This window comes from Modicisalibacter luteus DSM 23508, from assembly GCF_000378505.1.
GTDB classification, from domain to species: domain Bacteria; phylum Pseudomonadota; class Gammaproteobacteria; order Pseudomonadales; family Halomonadaceae; genus Modicisalibacter; species Modicisalibacter luteus.
This window is the reverse complement of the sequence record NZ_KB899991.1, coordinates 231,763-247,271: the sequence shown is the minus strand read 5'-3', so window position 1 is coordinate 247,271 and position 15,509 is coordinate 231,763. Positions and strand designations below refer to the sequence as shown.

At 56.7% G+C, this 15,509-nt stretch carries 15 protein-coding genes; 10 read left to right on the top strand and 5 right to left on the bottom strand.

The window, feature by feature from the left end; genetic code table 11:
- Window positions 1–135: 135 nt before the first annotated feature.
- From F568_RS0105830 to F568_RS22265, 4 genes are all read right to left on the bottom strand, one after another.
- The gene (locus F568_RS0105830) at window positions 136–1,200 is read right to left on the bottom strand and encodes a DUF3618 domain-containing protein (protein WP_019017776.1); all 1,065 of its coding nucleotides are present in this window, start codon (window positions 1,198–1,200) and stop codon (window positions 136–138) included.
- Window positions 1,200–1,634 (bottom strand): phage holin family protein, encoded by a 435-nt coding sequence (locus tag F568_RS0105825; protein ID WP_019017775.1) that lies wholly within the window; start codon window positions 1,632–1,634, stop codon window positions 1,200–1,202. The genes F568_RS0105830 and F568_RS0105825 overlap by 1 nt, the downstream gene beginning before the upstream one ends.
- A 92-nt stretch (window positions 1,635–1,726) precedes the next feature.
- Entirely contained in the window at window positions 1,727–2,245 is a 519-nt protein-coding gene (locus F568_RS22270; protein WP_019017774.1) for a hypothetical protein, read from the bottom strand.
- A gap of 269 nt (window positions 2,246–2,514) precedes the next feature.
- Window positions 2,515–4,095 (bottom strand): methyl-accepting chemotaxis protein, encoded by a 1,581-nt coding sequence (locus F568_RS22265; RefSeq protein WP_019017773.1) that lies wholly within the window; start codon window positions 4,093–4,095, stop codon window positions 2,515–2,517.
- A gap of 789 nt (window positions 4,096–4,884) precedes the next feature.
- Here F568_RS22265 and F568_RS0105805 point away from each other — a divergent pair.
- Window positions 4,885–5,391 (top strand): CinA family protein, encoded by a 507-nt coding sequence (locus F568_RS0105805; protein WP_019017771.1) that lies wholly within the window; start codon window positions 4,885–4,887, stop codon window positions 5,389–5,391.
- 67 nt (window positions 5,392–5,458) lie between these two features.
- Complete coding sequence (gene nadE / locus F568_RS0105800; RefSeq protein WP_019017770.1) at window positions 5,459–6,289, top strand: NAD(+) synthase; 831 nt, start codon at window positions 5,459–5,461, stop codon at window positions 6,287–6,289.
- A gap of 69 nt (window positions 6,290–6,358) precedes the next feature.
- Here the strand turns inward: nadE and F568_RS26515 are convergent, their stop codons facing one another.
- Complete coding sequence (locus tag F568_RS26515) at window positions 6,359–6,694, bottom strand: four-helix bundle copper-binding protein (RefSeq protein ID WP_083932979.1); 336 nt, start codon at window positions 6,692–6,694, stop codon at window positions 6,359–6,361.
- A 223-nt stretch (window positions 6,695–6,917) separates the two neighbouring features.
- On the opposite strand from F568_RS26515, the gene F568_RS0105795 reads away from it, so the two are divergent.
- The 8 genes from F568_RS0105795 (at window position 6,918) to F568_RS0105760 (ending at window position 15,476) form a co-directional block, all read left to right on the top strand.
- Window positions 6,918–8,153 carry a cation:proton antiporter domain-containing protein gene (locus F568_RS0105795; RefSeq protein WP_019017769.1) on the top strand — a complete coding sequence of 412 codons (1,236 nt, stop codon included), beginning with the start codon at window positions 6,918–6,920 and terminating at the stop codon, window positions 8,151–8,153.
- 115 nt (window positions 8,154–8,268) lie between these two features.
- A complete protein-coding gene (locus tag F568_RS0105790) occupies window positions 8,269–8,475 on the top strand; it encodes a DUF2795 domain-containing protein (protein WP_019017768.1) in 207 nt (68 codons plus the stop codon).
- Between the two features lie 338 nt (window positions 8,476–8,813).
- Complete coding sequence (locus F568_RS0105785) at window positions 8,814–9,785, top strand: hypothetical protein (protein ID WP_156817358.1); 972 nt, start codon at window positions 8,814–8,816, stop codon at window positions 9,783–9,785.
- A 197-nt stretch (window positions 9,786–9,982) separates the two neighbouring features.
- A complete protein-coding gene (locus F568_RS0105780; RefSeq protein ID WP_156817357.1) occupies window positions 9,983–10,384 on the top strand; it encodes a hypothetical protein in 402 nt (133 codons plus the stop codon).
- Between the two features lie 143 nt (window positions 10,385–10,527).
- The gene (locus F568_RS0105775; RefSeq protein ID WP_026300353.1) at window positions 10,528–11,244 is read left to right on the top strand and encodes a response regulator; all 717 of its coding nucleotides are present in this window, start codon (window positions 10,528–10,530) and stop codon (window positions 11,242–11,244) included.
- Entirely contained in the window at window positions 11,232–12,731 is a 1,500-nt protein-coding gene (locus F568_RS0105770) for an ATP-binding protein (protein WP_019017764.1), read from the top strand. Before F568_RS0105775 ends, F568_RS0105770 begins: the two co-directional genes overlap by 13 nt.
- Before the next feature lie 67 nt (window positions 12,732–12,798).
- Complete coding sequence (locus tag F568_RS0105765) at window positions 12,799–13,980, top strand: AGE family epimerase/isomerase (RefSeq protein ID WP_019017763.1); 1,182 nt, start codon at window positions 12,799–12,801, stop codon at window positions 13,978–13,980.
- A 227-nt stretch (window positions 13,981–14,207) separates the two neighbouring features.
- Window positions 14,208–15,476 carry an ABC transporter substrate-binding protein gene (locus F568_RS0105760; protein WP_019017762.1) on the top strand — a complete coding sequence of 423 codons (1,269 nt, stop codon included), beginning with the start codon at window positions 14,208–14,210 and terminating at the stop codon, window positions 15,474–15,476.
- Window positions 15,477–15,509 lie beyond the last annotated feature (33 nt).

The window sequence follows — 15,509 nt, the reverse complement described above, 5'->3', positions numbered from 1 at the left end:
GAGCGTCAGGGCGGGGACGTTCCGGTGGCAGCATTCGTTATGCCTGGCCGGCGCCATACCGGCTCCGATACTGTGTTGCCCAGCAAAGAGAAAGGCCGGCGTACCGGCCTTTCTGCGGCTGACGAGATGGCTGGGTCAGCCGCCTCGAGTGGGCGTATGGTCGCTGCCAGAACCACCAGTATTAGCAGAACTTCCTGTACCGGTAGAGCCACCAGTACCAGTAGTGCTCGAACGATCAGAGGACGTTGAAGAAGGCGTATCGTTGTCTGTCGACTCGTCACGGTCGGAAGAGGTACCTGATTTGGCCTGCTCGGCTTTCTCATGGACTTTGTGCTGGGCCATGTCTGCCTGCTGCCGACCCGCCTCTGCAGCTTTGTTCATGGCGCGGTCGCGGTATCGCCCAACTCGCTCATTCTCGACGCGTGTCGTTGGGAACATGCTACCCAAGGCGGCACCGATAGCGACGCCAATGGCACCTGCTACGATGGGATGCTCCTGAATGAAGTTCAATGACTGTGTTCCGGCGCCCTGAGCTCTGGCACCGGCATTTCGCATGGCTGATTGAGAACCATTACGCACGCTGGAAGCGCGTTCGCGAAACGAATTATTCATAGACTGTGCTCTCCCTTTCACATTGTCCGTCATATGTCGTGCTTTCTCCTTGCCAGCATTCCTGCGGCTGGAGTCGTCAATATCCGGAGGGGCCTCACCCACCGGAGGGGTGGCCGAAGAGTAAGTGGCCGAAGCGCCAACCGAGGCCGGATCCTTTCCTGTCGATGTTGTGCCGGCTCCCGTTGTTTCAGGACCAGTGGCACTCGCACCAACGCTACGCCGAGGAGGCTCGTCAGTTACCGGCATGGATGGCTGCGCAACAGGCAGATTCGCGTCGGACTGGCGTACAGGCAGATTGGTGTGGGCTTGCTCCGTCTTTCGTTGAGCGTTGTACTGCGACACGGCTAGCCAGCCCAAGCCGATGCCAGTCAGTACGACTGGGTACGGGTTGCGCTTTACCACCCTTCCGACACGGGCCATGACGTCGTTGGCGCCTCCTTGGCGCACATAATCGAAGGCAGTATCCACCAAACGTTGTGGAGATAGCCGCGCTTCCAGTTCATGTAACGTATCGTCGAGTCGCGCCCGGGTTTCGTAGATATCCGTTTCGATCTCTTCGGGACTGCGACGTGGGGTGTGCTCGCTCATTACACTTGCTCCTTGGCCCGTTGCTCATGCTGGTTGGCGAGCTCTTTATCGTTGCGGAAGCTGGCCATGGTTCTGTTGGGCATGAGATTCTGCGCTTTCAGCTTCTTGCGCCCACTCTGCAGCATGATAAAGCCGATGATGACCACCACACCGCCTACGATAAGGGCGGACAGCCACGGGGTGGTTTCTGGTGGCAGAACGGTATTCAAACCGAAGACAGCAGCTGCGAGCAGAACCAGGAAACCGCTGAGCAGGATAGCGCCGGCAGCGGCTATGGAGCCGACACCGCTTGCGGCTTGTGAGCCTTTCTCGCCCATTTCTGCCTTGGCTAGCTCGATTTCCTTCCGGACGAGGGAGGTGACTTCATGGGTCAGGCTCGACAGGAGCGAGCCCAACGAAGCACTTCCCGTTCTGTTTCTGTTTTCTTCGTCCATGATAGCAGTCTCCCTAAGAATGCAGTGAAAAGGGCCTGAAGCGATAAAAATTCAGGCAAATTACCGTGCCAAGCCGTGACGGGCTGGCATGGTCAGTAGGGAGTCGGCTCCTGGGGGCGAGGTTGCTGTTGCTGTTGCGTCTGCCGCTCGTTCGAGCTGCGCAGGAAACGCGCCAACAGGAAGCCAGCAGCTACTGCGCCACCGAAGTATAGGCCAGGTTGGCGGCGGCTATAGTCCTGAGCCTGCTCGATCAGCCCGCCCAGGTCCTTTTCGCGCAGCCGATGGGAAATATCGTCGGTGCAGCTCGCCACATTTTTAGCGTAGCCAGAAAAGAGGGGCTGTTCCTGCTCATCAAACTCATCTGCCATCTTGCGAAATGCCGATGAAATCTTTTCCGCCTGCTCAGCCGCCGCATCCCGCTGCTGGCTGAATAGGCCTTCAGCTTGTTGACGCGCTGCGCCCTTGATCTCTTGCGCTGTTTCACGCCCACGCTGCTTGAAATCGTCACGTTGCGACGATCCACTTCCAGACGCCGCAGAACCGCTACCTCCAGCAGGCCCGTTGTCATTAACAGGTAAGCTTGGGTTAGCGCGGGTTTCCGGGTTGATCATATGACACCTCCATGTTTCATAACGTTAAATAACGTAGCGGAAATTGCTTCCTGAGGGACTAAACAGTGCGTGTTTTTATCCGCTTCATTCCGAAAAATAGTTCCCGTAACAGGTCTGTCAATGATCTTTTGCCGTGTAGAACGTCTCAGAGGGGTATACCTAATTCAAGGAATTGCGAGAGAAATCATATTGGGTCAGGTAGGTAATGATGACGGAGTAGGGGATGACAAAAAGGCCAGGTTTTACCCTGGCCCTTTATTGTTGGTGGATTAGAATTCTTCCCACTCGTGTTCGGCGTGTTTGCGCGGAGCTGGATGTATTCCCGAAGGTTTCATCGCTTGGGGGGCATCCTTGTTCGGAATGGCGGTACGCACACGGCTGGCAGAGGGCAGAGCCGTTTGAGCGTCCTTTGCACTGTCGTCAAGGCGGAACTGGGAGACGGCGGCCTCCAACTGCTCGGCCTGCTCCTCCAGGGCAGCAGTGGCGGCCGAGGCCTGTTGAACCAATGCCGCGTTCTGCTGGGTGACTTGATCCATTTGCGATATGGCCAGGTTGACCTGCTCAATTCCGGTGCTCTGCTCCTGAGACGCGGCGGAAATTTCGTCCATGATATCGGTAACCCGGCGTACTGAGGCAACGACTTCCTGCATGGTGGCACCGGCGCTCTCGACCAGGGTCGAGCCCTTGACAATCTGCGTGGATGAGGCCTCGATTAACGCCTTGATTTCCTTGGTGGCATCGGCACTACGGCTAGCTAGATTGCGCACCTCGCCTGCAACGACAGCGAAGCCACGTCCTTGCTCGCCGGCACGGGCTGCTTCGACGGAAGCATTCAGTGCCAGAATGTTGGTCTGGAAAGCGATAGAGTCGATGACTGAAATGATATCGACGACTTTCCTCGAGCTCTCGGAGATACCATGCATGGTCGTAATGACTTGTTCGACTACCTCGCCGCCCCGGCCTGCCGTGACTGAGGCATCGCTAGCCAATGAGCTGCCCTGGCGGGCGTTGTCCGCATTCTGGCGTACCGTCGCAGTTAGCTGTTCCATGCTGGCGGCCGTTTCTTCCAAGGATGCAGCCTGCTGCTCGGTGCGTGAAGAAAGATCACTATTGCCGCTAGCTATCTCACGTGCCCCGCCATGAATAGAGCTGCTGCCATCGCGAACGGTGAATACGGTACGGGTCAGGCCGGACTGCATGCGCTGCATGGCCGCGAACAGCCTGCCGATTTCGTTGCTGCCGTGATCGGCGATTTGCTTCGACAGGTCGCCCTGGGCGATATACTCGAAGTGCTGGACGGCTTCTTCGAGCGGGCGGATGACGGAACGCACCATGCCCATACGCACCAGTACGACAATGGCGAGCGTTAACAGGAGCACGACGATTTCAATGATTTCAAAGCGCTCAGTTTGGGCATCGAAGTCGGCAATCAGTGACTCGCCACGAGCGTCGGCATAATCGATGAATTCCTGGCTGACGCGTTTGAATTCCTCCATGCCTGCCATAGCTTCATCCTGTAGCGCTCGGAAGGCGGTTAAATCATTGCTTTCTAGCGCTTGCTGCTGTGGTAGCAGTATATTGTTGATTAGTTGACTGTATGCAGCGCCAATAGCGTCAGCGAAGGGCTTACCACGCTCGGTCTTCGGGGCGTCCCGATACTGAGCAAATCTGGTCTCGGCGCGCTGCATGGCCGCCTGCGATTCGGTCAGGTGAGCACTGGCTTGCTCTTTTTTGCCTTGGTGGGTCGCATCTACAAAGAGCTCGTAGTTCAACTGCACGTCGGTAAGATGCGCCCGAGTCAGGTTGATGGCGTTGAGCTGCTGAACATTTATTTGATGCAATACTGCCAAGGCTTTCTCACCTTGCTACTGGAAGCATATCCCAGCCAGGCGATGGTTATAAGGAAGATCGAAAAGACTGCCAGAACGAGAGTCAGGCTGGCCTTGACGGAAAGGTTACGCAGGTGATGGATCATTCTCCGAGAACTCCTCAAGTACCTTGTAGAAAGGTACGCGCAGGCTGGCAGGTCTAGTGCCGCTTCCTTATGGACCGATGGAAGTCTTTGCCCAGGTGCTAGTTTTTAAGTCTTCTTGAGACACGACCACCCTATACAAGGGCTTGGTGTTTATATCGGCAATTTCATAATTTTATTGAAGCAAATCGCATAACAAGCGATAAACCCTGCTTCATTGTATCAATTATAAATCAGGCAAATGATTAGCTTGAAAAATTATTTAAGCTTACAGCTATGTAAGTATTCTCAAAACATTTCGCCAACTGAAAGTTTGATCCTTCAACCTGCTATCATCATTGAGTGGCCGATGATCCAACGGATCCGGGGCAACCTGATCACCTTGGTAGTGACCCTCACGTAGCACGTTCGTTACTTCTAGTACGATAATACGGTGTCCTATCGCAGCGCCGACTTCGACTCTCTGTCCTACCTGGAGCGCTCTGGCATCTCCTAACGGCGGTTTCCTTTCCTGATAGAGCATGTGATCCGCCTCCTTGCCTGTTGGTTGCAGCGTAGGCTATCCATCGGCAGGGTGGTAACGGGAATATACGTTTCCCGCACTGGGTGGCTATGCTGGTCATAGGCTAAGCCTTGAGTGTGAAAATGAACACATGGAGACGAAGCAATGGACCTGCTGGAAACAGTTACCCGTTATCTGAACGACAATGAGCTGATACTGGCCACCGCCGAATCCTGTACGGCGGGGCTTATCGTTTCCGAGTTGGCTCGAGTGCCGGGGAGTGGTCAATCCATCGACTGCGGACTGGCGGTATATTCGCCCGAGGCCAAGAATCGCTACCTGTCGGTAAGCTTCGATACTATCGAGCGCTATGGACTGACCAGCGAGGAAACTTCACGCGCGATGGTGTTGGGTGCCATAGACAACAATGGCGCCAATGTCGCGATTGCCAATACCGGAGTCGCTGGGCCGGGAGCCCCGGATGATATTCCCGTTGGCACAGTCTGCTTTGCCTGGGCCTTCAGACACGAAGGGCAGTTGTACCTATATACCCGAACTCGTCTCTTTTCCGGCGAGCGCAATGAGGTACGGCTTGCTGCGGCACACCATGCCTTGGAGCAGGTACCGAAACTACACCGTGAGGTATTGGAGGGCAAAGCGCCGCCGGCCTGATCATTTCGGCCTTGAGGGGCCTTGAGCGTAAACCTGAACACGAATTTGCTTGCAAGGAGGCAGCTTGATGGCAACTGAAGTCAGCAGCGATCAGCAGGAAATCATGAAGGCGTTAGCCGTACAGGCCTCCATCGATCCGCAACAGGAAATCGAACGGCGGGTCGGTTTTTTATGCGACCAGCTTGTCGAGACCGGCCAGCATGCACTGGTACTGGGTATCAGTGGCGGAGTCGACTCCACGATTGCCGGTCGCCTGTGCCAGCTCGCGGTCGAGAAAGCGCGGGAGCGCGGCGTCGAAGCGCGTTTCTATGCTATGCGCTTGCCTTACGGTGAGCAGAAGGATGAAGACGAGGCACAACAGGCGATTCGTTTTATCCAGCCCGACGAGGTACTGGTAACCAATGTGAAGCCAGCCGGGGATAGCATGCTGGATTCCCTCGAGGAGGGAGGCTTGGTGTTCGAGAGTGACGGGCAACGCGACTTCGTGATGGGCAATGTCAAAGCGCGCCAACGCATGATCGCTCAATACGCCGTGGCGGGGGCTCGTGCTGGCCTGGTGGTCGGCACCGACCAGGCCGCCGAGGCATTGATGGGCTTCTTTACGAAATATGGCGACGGCGCGTGCGATCTGGCTCCCTTGGCAGGATTGACCAAAGGGCAGGTAAGAGAGATTGGTCGCGCCTTGGAGGCGCCTTCGCATCTGGTCGAAAAGGTGCCCACGGCAGATCTGGAGTCGCTACGGCCGCAACGCACCGATGAGGACGCCTTGGGCGTTACCTATGAGCAGATCGATCGTTTCCTGACTGGCCAGTCAATAGGAGACGACGCCTATAAAATCATCGTCGACACTTACCGCCGGACCGAGCACAAGCGCCAATTGCCAAAAACGCCTTTCTGAGGGAGGTGAGTCGTTCTCAGTATAGGTCCGCCCACACAGGGCGGGCCACGCCCCATGAAGGCAAATGATTCAAACCGTGGCGGCCATGTGGTCGCATTGATCGGCACAGTGGTAACAGGCCTCGGCACATTGCTGGCAATGGGCTTCTGAGAATTTTCCGCACGCTTCGGCACAACGCTGACAAAGCTTGGCGCAACGCTTGCAGATATCCCGCATCTGCTTGCTTCCCTGAGCCATGAAGGACACGGCGATGCGACACAGTTCAGCGCATTGTCGATTGAGACGAATGCACTCTTGCCTTGCCTGGATGTTGTCTTCCTTAAGACAGGCAACGGCACAATGTTCGCAATGCGTAGCGCATGTATGACACGCTTTGATACATGCGCTCAGTCTGTCCAATTCCATGTCGGTAATCCTCCGTTTCGTTCTACGCCACAACAGCGATTGAATTGCCTAGTTCAGGTCTAGCTGCCCGAGTCTGGTACAGCAACCCTTCTACCCCGTCGCTGTCTATTTGCGTGATATTTGATGCGCCGGCCCGATAGGGCTCGAGGCCGCTTGGCCTGGCGCTTTTTTGGCTACGCTTAGTAGCAATCCAGATGGAATGGGCCAGGGAGGGCTAACGAACGTGCAGCATTTAAATATCGTACTGGCCAGTTTGGGCGGGCTCATTTTTATCTTGGGGCTGTTATCGAGTCCCATCGATAGGTCATGGCTCTCGCCACCGCTGTTGGCTTTCATTTTAGGTGTCATGCTTGGTCCCGAAGGCTTCGCTTGGCTTGCGCCCTCGTCCTGGGGAAACCCTGAGCTTCTCTTGGAGGAAACTGCCCGCCTTACACTAGGGATCAGCCTGATGGGGATTGCGCTCAGGCTGCCCCCCAAGTACCCCGTCAGACAGTGGAAGGCGTTAGTCATTCTGTTGGGGATTGGCATGCCGGCCATGTGGCTGATCAGTGGACTGCTCAGTTTTTGGGTAATGCCACTGCCTTTGCTTGTCGCTCTGCTCGTGGGTGCCAGCGTCTGTGCGACCGATCCGGTCATTGCCTCTTCGATCGTCACGGGCGGGGTAGCCAAGAAGAACCTTCCGGGTGGGTTTCGTCATTTGCTCTCCAGCGAGTCGGGAGCCAATGATGGGCTAGCCTATCCTTTGGTTTTCCTGCCGATACTCCTGTTGTCTACCACTACGGGTAATGTCTGGGGAGAATGGGTGCTCAAGGTCTGGCTGTGGGAGGTAGGAGGCAGTATTGTTATCGGTGCGCTACTTGGCTGGCTCAGTGGCCGGGCTCTGAAGTGGGCCGAGGCCAGGCAGTACGTGGATCAGCCTTCTTTCCTCTCGGTAACGCTATCACTGACGATTCTCGTGCTCGGTGTGGGCAAACTGTTTGGTACCGACAGCATACTGGCTGTGTTCGCGGCAGGGCTGTTCTTCGACCAGGTCGTAGGAGGCAAGGAGCGCTCCGAGGAGAATAATGTTCAGGAAGCGGTCAATATGTTCTTTACCATTCCTGTGTTCGTGCTGTTCGGTTTGATTGCTCCCTGGGCCGAGTGGCTGGCCTTGGGCTGGCCAGGGTTGGCATTGATCACGTTGATCCTGTTGTTACGTCGTCTGCCAGTCATCTTGCTGCTAAGGCCCATGCTCGAACCGGTAAGGGAGTGGCGTATCGCTCTGATGATGGGGTGGTTCGGCCCGATTGGTGTATCGGCGCTGTTTTATGCCGCGCTCTCGTCAAGGCACACGGGCAATCATGATATCTGGATTGTGTCCAGTCTCGTCGTGTTTGCTTCGATCATTATGCATGGCGTTACCGCAGCACCTTTAGCCAAGCGTTATGGGCGCATCGCCGATAGCGGACATGATTATTAAAGATGTCAGGCGTAACGTTCTGTGAGAAAGGTGGGCGGGCCCCGAAGAGTTGCCTACCTTGATCGTGAACACGAAGCTTGTGTGTCTTGACCACTACGAGATAGGGAGATACGTCATGACCCGAGGGTTGGGAGGCAAATCACCGGCCAACATCACGCATTATCTCAAGGGTGTGGATTTTCCTGCGAGCAAGTCTGACCTTGAGAAGTGCGCCGAGCAAAACAATGCTGAAGGCGATGTCATGGAAGTCATTCGTGCACTCCCCGATGAGCAGTACGAAAGCATGGCTGATGTGACGAAGGGGGTCGGGCAGGTAGAGTGACCTCCTGAAGAATGACGTGACGAAGATGGCCTGGCCGATGTGCCGGGCCTTTTTGTGTTACGACGGTTTCTTCATCAAGCAGCCTCTCGGTTGCGTAAGCCCGGCCCGGGGCTGAAGGGATGATTTCCTACAGATACTCTGCTTACGCTTCGCTACAATAGCCTCTTCATGTCACCTGCTCGTCGCCTTGGCCTCTGGCTACCATAGCGGTGATCACGAAACGTGCCATCTGAAACCTAACTTCGCATCTTCAGGGAATGAATATGCTAGATAAAGCCGATGTAATGCCTTCCGTGTCACAGTCTCGACAATTTGAAGTCTTACGGACTGCCAATTCAATGGCTCAGGAGGGGGCCAGAGGGCGGGTACAGCCTTGTCTGCTGGGTCAGCCAACACATCGTGTATTGACCACTGGGCGGCTCAAGGAAGAGATGCGTCTGATCAACAAGGCCATGCTGAACACATTGAACCTGTTCGAGCCACAAGCGCAGCAAGGTAGAGCGCAGCATAAGCATGGTTTCGATCGATGCATGGAAACTGCTGCCATGCAGCTCAGGCAGTATGCACTGGGGCAGTCTGACATACCCGGGCTTCTTCATACGGGCCTCGAGGAAGTGTGCGGTGTTCTAAGGGATTTCAGCCATTTTTCAGCCATGGCGCAAACGGCCTGCCGACTGCAAGGATTCGCCGAACCCGTCCTCTTGCCGCATTTGCTGGGGTTGGCAATGGTGCGCTACAAGATCGAATCATACTGGCAGGAGGAGGTGGACCAGGAACCCAACGATGCGGGCTTTCTATCTCACGACGAAATTGCCGCCGCCTGTGAACTGAAGCTGACAAGCCTCAGGAATGCCGTATCCCGTGGCGAGTTGTCCCAGAGTGAAGCTGGGCTTGTGCCGATCCCTCAGGCACTGGATTGGATGTTGACACGCCAGCGCTGCCTTTTTTTGAAACTGGCACGCAACCTCCCGTCACGGCAAATCAATGGAAAGATGGCGTCGTTGTGGCTGGAGCGCCAGCCAACCGCCAGTGAGGTGAAAACCATTTCACGGCTGCGCCTCAAGCTGTGGCGGCTTGGCGAGCAGGGTACGCTAATTGCCGTCAATACCGGTGTCCGTCAGTGTATTCTTACGCTTCCTTTCGTTCCGCCGGCTATCGATAGCCATGACGTACTCATCACTGATCGAAGCCATGACAAGGCGGCGGATCTGTTGAGAAAAGGCTTGGGAGTTCCGGGGTCGGCACCGATATGGCAGATACGCCTGAAGGGGAGAGAAGCGTTCGAGTCTTTCGTCTCGCAATGGCTATAGGTGGGCGATAGCAACGCAAGGTAACGCAGTCAGAACTGTATTACGTTTGTGATTATATGGTATAGAAACGGTAAGTAGAGGTGAATGCTTTGCATCACGTCTATCAATAGATTGCGTAAACCATGGCTGTTCGTCAGATCGTGGTGAGGAGAAGCGAGGCAAACTGTTGCTCCTTAGCGCCGTTCGACGGACCGATCATGCTTTCCAAATTTCCAGTGGTTTACTCGCAACGGTATTACGAGAGGACGTTGATCAGTGCCAACCGATTCCTGGGCCTGGCGAATCCGGTTTGGAGTGGCGTCGCCACGGCGATGCTGGGAATGACGTGCTGGGTTGCTAGCGGCCTCACTCTGTGGGGCTTTCTCGCTCGGTACGGCTTATGGCTGACTGGTGTGGCCTGCCTGCTGTGGTTGTTGCTGAAATGCATGACACCTAGCCGTAGGCATCTGCGAAAGATCGCCCTACAGGAACATCAGGCGGAAGTGCTACGCGTTGCCAAAGCCTGCGGTATCGACCCCACCACCGTTCGCGTCGTGGACAGCGAGGAGGAACGCCACGAACTGGAGGGTTTGCTGACCTCGCCTCATCTTTCCATCTGACCGCTTTTAGATACAATGTAACACCTTGGTCGCGTTCGCGGCCTGGCCTCCAGAGAGTATCCTCATCGTCACTGGCTTCGACAGCAGCAAAGGTAATGAATCATGGCACAACCCTGTGCCAGGGAACGCCGGCGGGCCTGAGCATGACGATGACACCAGCGACATTGATCGTTGTCGATGACGACATCGAGATTCGGGAACTCTTGGCCGATTATCTCGGGCGGCATGGATTCCGTGCCCTTGTGGCCGAAGATGCCGACGCGTTGCGCCGGCTATTGGCCGAAGAAATGCCCGACCTACTGATCGTGGATATCATGCTGCCCGGCGAAGATGGCTTTACCATCTGTCGCGATTTGAGGCGAAGCAGCGACATACCCATCATCATGCTCACCGCCAGTTCCGACGATACTGACCGTATTCTGGGGCTGGAATTGGGCGCTGACGATTATTTGGGTAAACCCTTCAATCCCCGGGAACTGCTGGCGCGCATCAAGGCGGTATTGCGTCGCACCCGTGCAAGAACCCATCCAGAGCATTCCCGCCTGCTGCGCTTCGGGTCATGGCAACTGGATCGCGTTACTCGTGAGTTGATCGACGATAAGGGCCAACGAAGTGCCTTGTCGGGGGCCGATTATCAATTGCTGCAGGTCTTTCTCGATCATCCTGAGCAGGTGCTGTCCCGTGAGGCACTGTTCGACCTCAGTCGGGGGCGGCCCGCGCCTCCGCTAGATCGTTCGATCGACGTACATGTCTGCCGTCTACGCCAGCGTCTCGGCGAGGATGCGCAGCATTCCCAACTGATACGCACCGTCCGTGGAGCAGGCTATGTCCTGACTGCGCAGGTGGAATGCGTGCAGTGAGACCGAGCGAAGAACGGCTGAGCCTCAGGCGACGCGGCCGCCGCTGGCTGGCCCGTTACATGCCGGGAACGTTGCGCGGACGATTCGTGCTGATCATGATCGTCGGTGTGCTCAGTGCCCAGTTGGCCAGCTATGCGCTCTGGTCCGCCCAGGCACGTTCGGCCCAGCAGGGGCAGCTCGACGACATGGCGAGCAATCTGGCGTACAGCATCTCATCGACTGTCCGATTCTTCCGGTCCCTTCCTTACGAATACCGTCACATCGTGCTGGAACAGCTACGTGACATGGGCGGCACGCGGTTTTTCGTCAGCGTCAATGAGCATCGTATTCCTGTGGACGACATCGGTCAGGGGAAGCGCAAGTCACTGGTCGTAGGTCGGGTGCGCTCTGTGCTGCGGCACGAGCTGGGCATCGAGGATGCGCTGGTAGAATTTTCCAGCCCGGAAACGCTGCGCGTGTTCAACAACGAGGTTCTATTGCAGGATCTGCCGCCGCGATGGGGGCGGCACACGTTACTGATGGGGCCCATGTCGCCGCCAATCCTGGTCATCCAGATGCCACTCGAAGACGATGCGTGGCTCTACGTGGCAACCATACTGCCGATGGCCATCGACGAACGTAGCTGGCTATCGGAGGATCGTTTATTCGTACTGATGATGGTCCTGGTCACCGTGCTGGGATTGTCGTTCTGGATCATTCGCAGTGTGACCCACCCCCTGGCGCGCCTGGCGCGTGCAGCCCGTGAACTGGGCGATAGTCTCCAGGTCGCGCCGTTGTCCGAACGTGGGCCTCGTGAAGTAGCGGCCTCTGCCCGCGCGTTCAATCGCATGCAGGAGCGAATCCATAACCAGATCAAGGAGCGCGAGCGCCTTTTTTCGGCCATATCCCACGATCTCAAGACACCCATAACGCGACTGCGTCTGCGAGCCGAAATGCTGGATGACGCCATTCAGCGCGAGCGTTTCTGCGCATCGCTCGATGAGCTGGACACCCTGGTCAAAGGGGCGCTGGCTTCCGTGCGGGGCCTTGACCTGGACGAGACACTGGAAACCGTCGATGTATATCAGCTGCTTGTCTCGCTAGCGGAAGAGCTTAAGGTGCAGGGGGGCGAAGTCGTCATATATGGCGCTGCCTCGCCACTCCGGGTCAAGCCGCTATCCATCAAACGTTGCCTGGCCAACCTTCTGGAAAACGCCATTTTCCATGGAGAACGCGCAGAAGTGACGGTTCGACGGGAGAACAAGGCGCTGCTCATCGTGATTCGCGATCATGGACCAGGCATTCCCGAGAATCAGTTCGAACGCGTCTTTGCCCCCTTCGTAAGACTGGAACCCTCACGTAGCCGAGATACCGGTGGGAGTGGTCTGGGCCTGAGTATTGCGCGGCACATTGCCAATGCCCATGGGGCAGAGCTGATCCTGGCCAACCATCCGGCGGGCGGGCTGGTCGTGACGCTGCGGTTCCTCGGGGTTGCGCTTGAGGTGTAATAATTTGAAATAACTTCCGGGTGCGCATTCGGGTAGTCTCGAAACTAAACCATCGGAGACCGCCATCATGGACATTTATGCCCCGTCCCACCTGGAAGCTCATATCCGCAAGACGATGGCCTTTTATCATCCGCGCTGCATTGATCCCCAGGGGGGGTTCTTTCACTACCTGCGCGATGACGGTCAGATCGACGACAAGAGTCATCGTCATCTGGTGTCAAGTACCCGCTACGTTTTTACCTATGCTCGCTATGCCAGCTATTTCGGGGAATCGGAACATCTGCACTGGGCACGCCACGGCCTGAAATATCTCGAGACACGCCACTTCCAGACATCATACCAAGGGTACGCCTGGTCGCTACAGGACGGGATCGTCGAGGACGACACCAATCATTGCTACGGTTTGGCCTTCGTCATGCTGGCTTACGCTACTGCGCTCAAGGCAGGCATCGGAGAGGCTCGGGAAGGACTGTATCGCGTGCATCGGCTCCAGACCCGGCATCTGTGGGAGCCACAGTGGCAGCTCTATGCCGATGAGGCCGACAGGCACTGGCGAGTCAGCGGCTATCGGGGCCAGAACGCCAACATGCACAGCTGCGAAGCGCTGATTGCTGCCTACGAGGCCACCGGCGATCTGCAGTTCATCGATCGTGCCCTGCAGGTTGCCGACGCCATCTGCCGGCGTCAGGCCAGGCAGGGCGGGGGCTGGATATGGGAACATTACGACAGCCAGTGGCGCATCGATCTCGATTATCACCGCGACGATCCCAAGCATCTGTTTCGCCCTTGGGGCTATCAGGTCGGGCACCAGACAGAGTGGGCGAAGCTATTGGTCATGCTTGAGCGCCACCGTCCGGACGTGGGCTGGCTGTTGCCAAAGGCGTGCGAGCTGTTTTTGTCCAGTGTGGCCAAGGGGTGGGACCGGGAGCACGGGGGCTTGGTCTACGGTCTCGATCTTGAAGGTCACATCTGCGATGGCGATAAGTACTTTTGGGTGCAGGCCGAGACCTTGGCAGCGGCGGCCATGTTGGGGCAGCGAACAGGCGATCGCCGCTTCTGGAGTTGGTATGAACGGATCTGGGACTTCAGCCAGCGGCACATGATCGATCATCGTTACGGTGGCTGGTACCGAATTCTCTCGCCCGACAATCACCGCTATACGGACCTTAAGAGCCCCGCGGGCAAGGTGGACTACCACACCATGGGTGCCTGCTACGACATGATAGCCGCAGTGTGCCCGAAGCCATGAAGGCGTCATTTATTTCAGGGTTGTAATAAAACCCAAACACTATTCAGTAAACGGTAAGTAACAATGTCTTCGGTTATCCGCTAGCGTGTCTTTATCCATCTGTCATGGATGCAAGGCATTAGGTCGTGTCTGAAAAGTCGACCCGCAACGGCCGGACAACGCCGTATGGCCGTGCGCAAACACTTTCCAGACAGGAACGGGACAATAACAAGTTTGGAGACACGCACATGAACGTACTCAAACCTTCCCTGTTGAAAAAAGCCATCGGTGGCCTGGCCATTGCAGCGTCGTTGGGAGGCACGGCGCACGCCGGCGAAGTCGAAGTCTTGCACTGGTGGACTTCCGGCGGTGAAGCGCGTGCCGTAGGCATGCTCAAGGAGTTGATGGAAAAGGAAGGCCACAGCTGGAAGGACTTCGCCGTGGCTGGTGGGGCGGGTGACAGCGCCATGACCGTGCTCAAGTCGCGTGCGGTATCGGGCAATCCGCCTACCGCCGCCCAGATCAACGGACCGGAAATTCAGGAATGGGGTGAACTCGGGCTGCTGGGCCAGCTCGATAGCGTCGCCGAGCAGGGCAACTGGGATGTACTCCTGCCCGGAGTACTTTCCAACATGATGAAATATGATGGCCATTACGTGGCGGTGCCGGTCAACGTTCACCGGGTCAACTGGCTATGGGCCAACCCAAAGGTCCTGAAAGAGGCTGGCGTCGAAATGCCCACGACCTGGGAGGAAATGTTCGCTGCCGGCAAGAAGATTCGCGAGGCGGGCTATACCCCGCTGGCCCATGGTGGCCAGCCTTGGCAGGATGCAACGGTCTTCGAGACAGTCGTCCTGGGTACCGGCGGCCCCGAATTCTACCGCAAGGCGTTGGTGGAGCTAGACCCTGAAGCGCTGAAGAGCGACACCATGATCCAGTCGCTCGAGACCTTCAAGCGTCTGCGCGAGCTGATGGATGACGGCATGTCCGGACGAGACTGGAACATGGCCACCTCCATGGTCATCAATGGCGATGCCGCCATGCAACTGATGGGGGACTGGGCCAAGGGTGAGTTCGCTGCAGCTGACATGACCGCCGGCGAAGACTACCTATGCGCCCCGGCACCCGGCACAGAAAATGCCTTTGTCTTCAATACCGACAGCTTTGCGATGTTTCGGGTCAGCGACGAGGACGCACGTGCCGCTCAGCAAGACCTTGCGCGCCTGATACTCGAACCTGAGTTCCAGGAAGCGTTCAACAAGGTCAAGGGGTCGATCCCAGCGCGTCCCGACGTCGATATGAGCGAGTTCGATAAATGCGGCCAGCAATCCATGGAAGACTTCAAGGAAAGTCGCCAGGAGGACACTCTGCTGCCGAGCATGGCTCATCGCATGGCGCTCAAGAGTGACGTGCAAGGGGCAATCTTCGATGTCATCACCAATTACTTCAACTCTTCCGACATGACAGCAGAGCAGGCCGCCGAGCGCCTGGTCAATACCGCAAACGCCGCGATGTAGGACACGCGCCAACGTTGTTCCGTTGACCTTGGG

Coding starts and splice junctions, on each gene's coding strand:
- F568_RS0105830 (WP_019017776.1), bottom strand. CDS start 1,200: ATGAGCGAGCACACCCCACGTCGCAGTCCCGAAGAGATCGAAACGGAT.
- F568_RS0105825 (WP_019017775.1), bottom strand. CDS start 1,634: ATGGACGAAGAAAACAGAAACAGAACGGGAAGTGCTTCGTTGGGCTCG.
- F568_RS22270 (WP_019017774.1), bottom strand. CDS start 2,245: ATGATCAACCCGGAAACCCGCGCTAACCCAAGCTTACCTGTTAATGAC.
- F568_RS0105805 (WP_019017771.1), top strand. CDS start 4,885: ATGGACCTGCTGGAAACAGTTACCCGTTATCTGAACGACAATGAGCTG.
- nadE (WP_019017770.1), top strand. CDS start 5,459: ATGGCAACTGAAGTCAGCAGCGATCAGCAGGAAATCATGAAGGCGTTA.
- F568_RS26515 (WP_083932979.1), bottom strand. CDS start 6,694: ATGGAATTGGACAGACTGAGCGCATGTATCAAAGCGTGTCATACATGC.
- F568_RS0105790 (WP_019017768.1), top strand. CDS start 8,269: ATGACCCGAGGGTTGGGAGGCAAATCACCGGCCAACATCACGCATTAT.
- F568_RS0105785 (WP_156817358.1), top strand. CDS start 8,814: ATGGCTCAGGAGGGGGCCAGAGGGCGGGTACAGCCTTGTCTGCTGGGT.
- F568_RS0105780 (WP_156817357.1), top strand. CDS start 9,983: ATGCTTTCCAAATTTCCAGTGGTTTACTCGCAACGGTATTACGAGAGG.
- F568_RS0105775 (WP_026300353.1), top strand. CDS start 10,528: ATGACGATGACACCAGCGACATTGATCGTTGTCGATGACGACATCGAG.
- F568_RS0105770 (WP_019017764.1), top strand. CDS start 11,232: ATGCGTGCAGTGAGACCGAGCGAAGAACGGCTGAGCCTCAGGCGACGC.
- F568_RS0105765 (WP_019017763.1), top strand. CDS start 12,799: ATGGACATTTATGCCCCGTCCCACCTGGAAGCTCATATCCGCAAGACG.
- F568_RS0105760 (WP_019017762.1), top strand. CDS start 14,208: ATGAACGTACTCAAACCTTCCCTGTTGAAAAAAGCCATCGGTGGCCTG.